The following is a 6,352-nucleotide window of genomic DNA, read 5'->3' on the forward strand; positions in this document are numbered from 1 at the left end:
GCCGCAGGCTGCGATCGAGCCCAAAGGGGTCGCTCTTGCTCAAGAGCGAAGGCCCTGCGGTCCTTATCGCAGCCTGCGGCAGCGGCTACAGGGCTTCGTATCCTCTCTCTATCCGCCTTCCAGCAGATGCACCGGCGCTTCGTCGCAGCTGCAATGAAACAAGAACAGCCCCTAGCGGTTATGTACCCAATCCTCGATACGTAAACCGGGGACACGCTCAAACTCGCGCGTATTATTTGTAACCAGAATGAGGCCCTGGGAACGTGCATGACCGGCAATCATTTGATCGTAAGGGCCAATCGGCGTGCCCAATTTTGCTAACTCAGCACGAAGCTGGCCCGTGTTGGCTGCGGCTTCGCAATCATATTTGAGCACCTCCAACCGTGCGGCAAAGCCCTCAACCACAGCTAAATTGCGCTGCGGGTTTGAAGATTTTTCTGCCCCGAACACCAATTCCATCAGCGTCACGGTGCTGATGCATAACTGCCCGTGATGCGCGTTAAAAGCCTCACGCACATGCTCAGGCCGGTTCTTGATTGTGAAAGTACAAATGTTGGTATCGAGCATGAACTTAAGCATCAGAATTCATCCCGCTGTTGATCAGCCGGTTGATCACGCTCGCTCATGAAGTCTGCTGTAACACCTTCGGCCTCAAACCAGCTGTCCCACGATTCCCCCGCCGGTGTGATTATTCGCGCTCTGCCTACGGCGATAATATCAACGCGTTTCACATCGTCAGGTAGCGCAGCCGCTTTAGGAAGTCTGACTGCCTGGCTTCGATTACTTTGAAAAACCGAACCTTGTTCCATGCTAAACCTCCGGGATATGTCGCTCGTATATCCCATCCTAGTTTTCGTCTCTTACAAGTCAATGCCCCATTAAGAAAGCATCAATCCCCCCGACGAGTGGCGTCAGCCCCTTCTATCCGCCGCAGCTGTTCATTGGCCCGCTCGGCGAACAATTCCAGTAACCCTTCCAGCAGATGCACCGGCGCTTCGTCGGCGCGGGTCAGGGCGTACAGGGTGATCGGTAATGCCGGGCTCAACGGGCGGATGACGGTGCTTGCCGGTGAGGCGCCCAGGGCGGTGAACGGGTCTATCACGGCCAGCCCCGCTCCCGATTCCACCATCGCTCGCGCCAGCGAGTAGGTCTGCACCGCGATGTTGATGCGCGGGGGCGGCTCGATGGTTTTCAAATAGTTGTCCAAACGCGCAAACAACGGGTCGGCGCTGCTCAGGCCAATCAACGGTGCGTCCGCCAGTTCATGCAGCGCCAGCGGCTCGCCTTCACGGTCTTCGCTCCAATAACCCCGTGGCGCCAATGCGACCAGCACGCTGTGGGCCAACGCTTGGGCCTTGAGCCCCGGGTGGTCGGGCAGTTTTAAAGTCAGCGCTACGTCCAGCTCACGCATCAGCAGGCTTTGCACCAGTTCACGACTGTGTGCGCTCGCCAGTTCGCAGCGGCTGTCGGGATAGCGGCGCGTCCACTCGCCAATCACTGGCGGCAACAAGGACAACGCCAACGCAGGCGTGCTGCCGATGCGCAAGCGATGCCCCGGTGTGCGCCGCAAGCTTTCGGCCAGACGCTGCACGCCTTGCACGCTCTCGCTGACTTTTTCGACCTCGCGCTCCAGCAGCAGCGCCTCGGGGGTGGGTTGCAGTTTGCCGCGCACGCGCAAGAACAACGGGAACCCCAGTTGCATCTCGGCATGCTGCAGAACCTTGCTCACCGCAGGTTGCGAGACATGCAGCAACTGGGCAGCGGCGCTGATGGAGCCGGTCTGGCGAATAGCCTGGAAAATTTCGATATGGCGTAAGCGCATGGCGGCAGTCCATAACCTTTGTTTATGGGTGAGGCATCTTTAATCATTGTTCAGCGCCTGTCACCTGCCCCTAATCTGAAACCCGCACAACAGTGGGTAAGGACTGACATGGCACAGCGCGTTTGCATCATCGGGGGTGGGGTTATCGGGCTGGCAACGGCGTATGCGCTGGTGCGCGAAGGCTTTGACGTGAGTGTGATCGAAGCCCGCCCGACCCTCGGCAGCCAGACCAGCTTTGCCAATGGCGGCCAATTGTCGTACCGCTATGTCGCCCCGTTGGCCGATGCCGGCGTACCGTTGCAGGCGCTGGGCTGGATGTTGCGCGGCGACTCACCGCTCAAACTGCGCCCGCGCATGGACCCGGCACAATGGCGCTGGCTGGCCTCGTTTGTGGCCGCCTGCCGGGGGTCGGTCAATCAGCGCAATGGCGCACACCTGCTGCGTTTGGCATTGCTGAGCCAGGCCACGTTGCAGCAATGGCGCGAGGAAGACCATCTGGACGGGTTCCAGTGGCGGCGTAACGGCAAGCTGGTGGCTTTTCGCGAACCGTCGCACTTCGCCAAGGCCAGGCAAAACGTTATCCACAGCTCGTATCAGCAAGCGCTCTCTGCCCACGAATGCTCAGCCCTGGAGCCCGGTTTGCAGGGCTCCACGTTTGTCGGCGGCATTTACACCCCCGATGAAGAAGTCGGTGACTGCCACGCGTTTTGCCAACAGTTATTCGCCCGTTTACAGGCCTCGGGGCGCTGCACCTTTTTGCTGGGCAAAACCGTCACCCGTTTGCATCACGAGCACGGTGAGGTCAAAGCCGTGCACATGGGTGACGAGGTGCTGCCGGTCGATCAACTGGTGCTCGCAGCGGGGCATAACAGCCCGGCCTTGAGCCTGCCGGGGCTGAATCTGCCGCTGTACCCGCTCAAGGGTTACAGCCTCACATTGCCGTTGAGCGACCCCGGCAAAGCCCCCGACGTGAGCATCACCGATTACGATCGTAAGATCGTGTACGCGCGCATTGGCGAACAATTGCGCATTGCCGCGATGGTCGACATCGTCGGTTTTGATGCCTCACTCGACCCCAAGCGCCTTGCGCAAATGCGCCAGCTGGCCCAAAGCACTTTCCCCGAAGCGGGTGATTACCGACACGCCATTGAGTGGGCGGGCATGCGCCCGGCCACCCCCAGCGGCGTACCGATTCTGGGCGCCAGCGGCTATCGCAACTTGTGGCTCAACCTGGGCCACGGCGCGCTGGGCTTTACCCTGGCCTGCGGCAGCGGGCGCTTGCTGAGCGAGCTGATTGCACACCGCAAAACCTCCATTGACCTGCAAGGTCTGGCCTTACACGCCGCCTGACCATTGACCCACACCTTAAGGAAATGCCCGATGACGATTCACCGCATTCACAGCAATGACCGTTTAAGCGCCGCTGCGACCTATGAGGCGCTGGTGTTTCTGTCCGGGCAGGTGCCGACCGGTAACGAAGACATTACCGCGCAGACCGAAGAAGTCCTGAGCAAGATCGACGCCTTGTTGGCCGAAACCGGCAGCAGCAAGGACCACATCCTCAACGCCACGATTTACCTGCAAAACATTGAGCGCGACTTCGCGCCCATGAACGCGGTGTGGTCTGCCTGGCTGTCGGCGGGCAAGGCGCCGACACGCACCACGCTGCAAGCGCAACTGGCCCGACCGCAGGTGCTGGTGGAAATCAGCGTGATTGCTGCCCGTCGCTAATCAGCTTGAAACCGGAGAATAAGAAGATGAAAAAGCTCACCTTGATCAGTTGCACGCTGGGCCTTTTGCTCAGCCACTCACTGCACGCCAGCGAAGCGCCGTTGCAGGGCACGCTCAAAAAAGTCGCTGATTCCGGGAGCATAACCCTGGGTTATCGCGATGCTTCGGTGCCTTTTTCCTACGTAGGCGACAACACAGGCAAGCCGATGGGTTATTCGGTGGAGCTGGCGAACAAAATCGTCGAGCGCATCCAGCAGCAAGTCGGCGGCGCGCCACTGAAGGTCAAATACAACCTGGTGACTTCGCAAACCCGTATCCCGCTGGTGCAAAACGGCACGGTTGATCTGGAATGCGGCTCAACCGGCGTGACGGCCGAGCGGCAAAAACAGGTGGCGTTTTCGTATGGCTTTATCTACGTCAAAGGCCAATTGCTGACCGCCAAAAACAGCGGCATCCAGGGCTTTGACGACCTGCGCGACAAGAACGTCGTGACCACGGCGGGCACCACCAATGAGCGCTTTCTCAAGAGCTACAACGCTGACCACAAGATGAACATGAACGTGATCAGTGCCAAAGACCATGGCGAAGCGTTCAAGATGCTCGAAACCGGCCGTGCCGTGGCCTTTTACATGGATGACGCGCTGCTCTACGGCGAACGCGCCAAAGCCCGCGACCCACACAACTGGGTGGTGGTGGGTCACGAGCAGTCGCGTGAAATCTACAGCTGCATGGTGCGCAAGGACGACCCGCAGTTGCTGGCGGTGGTGAACCAGGCGCTGGCAGATCTGTATCAATCGGGCGAGATCAACGGCATCTATCAGCGCTGGTTTGAGCAGCCTATTCCACCGAATGGCCTGAACCTGGAGTTCCCGATGACCGCCGAACTGAAGCAGATCATCGCCAAGCCGGTGAGCGATCCGGTGGAGTAAACCCCAGGCTTACGACACCCACGGCGACGTGCGGATGATCTCGACGAAGTTCAGTGGTTTGAAGCTTGGGTCGATGTCCACCAGCACATCGGCGTTAACCGTGCCGAAGGTGGTGTCGGGGCGGTGTTTGAAGCCGTTGGCGAAGGCGCAGAGGATGCATTCCTTGAAGCCTTCGCCACGCGGATGCGCATGCACCACGGCTTCGCGTTGCTCAGTGGGGAACGCCGCGTAATCAATGCCCAGCACGTCCATTTCTACGCCCGCCGTCACCAGCGCCACGTTAGGCCGCAGGTGTTGCGGCACGCCCGGCGTGGTGTGCAGGGCAATGGACAACCAGACTTGCTCGACATCATCGTCGCTCAGGCCAAAGGGTTTCATGAAGGCTTTGGCGTTGTTGGCGCTGTCGACTTCAAAACGCTCGGTGTCTGTGCGATGGCCTTCAACCAGTCCCAGATCATGGAACATCGCCCCCACGTACAAAAGCTCCGGGTCATAGGCCAATTGCTTGCGTTGGCCGCTCAGTGCGCCAAACAAAAACACCCGCCGCGAGTGGTTATAGAGCAGATCGGACTCCACATCACGGATGTATTCGGTAGTAGCTTTGGCCAAGGCGCTGTCCGGAATGACGATGCCTGCGATGGTCTGACTCATGGCGAACTCCTCGATCAAGCGCCGGGGTGGCGCTGCTGAGTTCAGTGTGGACCGCCCCCTCCATGGCAACAATCGTCACGCAGGTGCGATTCGTGCCAATCAGGTGGCAATGCCGGCCACTCCTTTCAACAGGCTTGCCACACCGGGCGGCGGCGGTATTTGATGTATCACCCCTCAGACGGCGAACCCTGATGACCTTGAAGATCGCATTGATCGTTTTCCCCGGCGTGCAGGCCCTGGATGTGACCGGGCCCATGGATGTGTTCGCCGAGGCCAATGTGTTTCTGCCGCCCGCTGAGCGCTATCAACTGGAGGTGCTGGGCCTTGAGGCAGGCTTGCTGGCCTGCTCCAACGGCTTGACGATCCAGGCCCATCGGCATTTCACCGAGGCCAGCACCGCCTACGACCTGGTCTTGTGCGCGGGCGGCCCGACCCTGCCCGATCAGGATTTTGGCCCGGCTTTTTATAGCTGGTTACGGACACTGTGCCGCCGCTCGCGACGCTTTGGTTCGATCTGTAACGGGGCGTTGATGCTCGCTCGCGCAGGCTTGCTGGACGGCCGACGTGTGACCACCCACTGGGGCGATGTCGCAGCCTTGGCGCGCCTGTGCCCGAGCGCAAAACTGGAAGCCGATCGCCTGTATGTGCAGGACGACAACGTGTTTACCTCAGCCGGGGTGACGGCCGGGATTGATCTGTCGCTGTATGTGTTGAGCCAGGATCATGGCCCCGAGGTCGCACTCAGCGTGGCCAAACGGCTGGTGGTGTTTACCCAGCGCTCGGGCGGGCAGTCGCAGTTCAGCCCGTTTCTGACTGTAGCCACCCCTGACGATTCACCGGTGGCAGCGGTGCAACGGTTTGTGCAGGCCAATCTGCGTGCGGATCTGACCATCAGTGAACTGGCGCAAGCGGCCAACATGAGCCCGCGCAACTTCTCTCGGGTATTTGCCCGTGACACCGGTATTACCCCGGCACAATTTGTTGAGGGCGCGCGAGTGGATGCCGCCCGCGCCTTACTGGAAAACCCGGCGCTGGCCCTCAAGACCGTGGCCTACGAATGCGGTTTTCGCGATGCGCACCACCTGCGCAGCGTGTTCATGCGCAGGCTGGGCGTCTCGCCGCAGCAGTTCCGGACGAACTTCGCGGTGATGGTGTAACGACTTTTGCTGTGTGTAGGAGCGGGGGTGGGGGGCGGGGGGGGTTTTTTGAAAAAAAGGGG

At 60.1% G+C, this 6,352-nt stretch carries 8 protein-coding genes; 4 read left to right on the forward strand and 4 right to left on the reverse strand.

Annotated elements, in window-relative coordinates; genetic code table 11:
* Positions 1 to 171: 171 nt before the first annotated feature.
* From vapC to QMX84_RS25445, 3 genes are all read right to left on the reverse strand, one after another.
* A complete protein-coding gene (gene vapC, locus QMX84_RS25435) occupies positions 172 to 579 on the reverse strand; it encodes a tRNA(fMet)-specific endonuclease VapC (protein WP_262125211.1) in 408 nt (135 codons plus the stop codon).
* Positions 579 to 809 carry an antitoxin gene (locus tag QMX84_RS25440; protein WP_262125210.1) on the reverse strand — a complete coding sequence of 77 codons (231 nt, stop codon included), beginning with the start codon at positions 807 to 809 and terminating at the stop codon, positions 579 to 581. The genes vapC and QMX84_RS25440 overlap by 1 nt, the downstream gene beginning before the upstream one ends.
* 80 nt (positions 810 to 889) lie before the next feature.
* On the reverse strand, positions 890 to 1,822 hold the full coding sequence (locus QMX84_RS25445) for a LysR substrate-binding domain-containing protein (RefSeq protein ID WP_262125209.1): 933 nt from the start codon (positions 1,820 to 1,822) through the stop codon (positions 890 to 892).
* Between the two features lie 24 nt (positions 1,823 to 1,846).
* Between QMX84_RS25445 and QMX84_RS25450 the strand changes: the two genes are divergently transcribed.
* Genes QMX84_RS25450 through QMX84_RS25460 form a run of 3 tightly spaced genes read left to right on the forward strand, consistent with a single transcriptional unit; the run spans position 1,847 to position 4,482 of the window.
* Complete coding sequence (locus tag QMX84_RS25450; protein ID WP_348775202.1) at positions 1,847 to 3,172, forward strand: D-amino acid dehydrogenase; 1,326 nt, start codon at positions 1,847 to 1,849, stop codon at positions 3,170 to 3,172.
* A 30-nt stretch (positions 3,173 to 3,202) separates the two neighbouring features.
* Entirely contained in the window at positions 3,203 to 3,553 is a 351-nt protein-coding gene (locus QMX84_RS25455; RefSeq protein WP_153336550.1) for a RidA family protein, read from the forward strand.
* Between the two features lie 26 nt (positions 3,554 to 3,579).
* Positions 3,580 to 4,482, forward strand: a complete 903-nt coding sequence (locus tag QMX84_RS25460) for a transporter substrate-binding domain-containing protein (protein ID WP_048385050.1) — start codon at positions 3,580 to 3,582, stop codon at positions 4,480 to 4,482.
* A gap of 9 nt (positions 4,483 to 4,491) precedes the next feature.
* Here the strand turns inward: QMX84_RS25460 and QMX84_RS25465 are convergent, their stop codons facing one another.
* Positions 4,492 to 5,133, reverse strand: a complete 642-nt coding sequence (locus tag QMX84_RS25465) for an HD domain-containing protein (protein WP_123750823.1) — start codon at positions 5,131 to 5,133, stop codon at positions 4,492 to 4,494.
* Positions 5,134 to 5,324: 191 nt separating this feature from the next.
* Here QMX84_RS25465 and QMX84_RS25470 point away from each other — a divergent pair, with 191 nt between their 5' ends.
* The gene (locus QMX84_RS25470) at positions 5,325 to 6,290 is read left to right on the forward strand and encodes a GlxA family transcriptional regulator (RefSeq protein WP_282365078.1); all 966 of its coding nucleotides are present in this window, start codon (positions 5,325 to 5,327) and stop codon (positions 6,288 to 6,290) included.
* Positions 6,291 to 6,352 lie beyond the last annotated feature (62 nt).

The organism is Pseudomonas sp. PS01297, assembly GCF_029959305.1.
Classification (GTDB): domain Bacteria; phylum Pseudomonadota; class Gammaproteobacteria; order Pseudomonadales; family Pseudomonadaceae; genus Aquipseudomonas; species Aquipseudomonas helleri.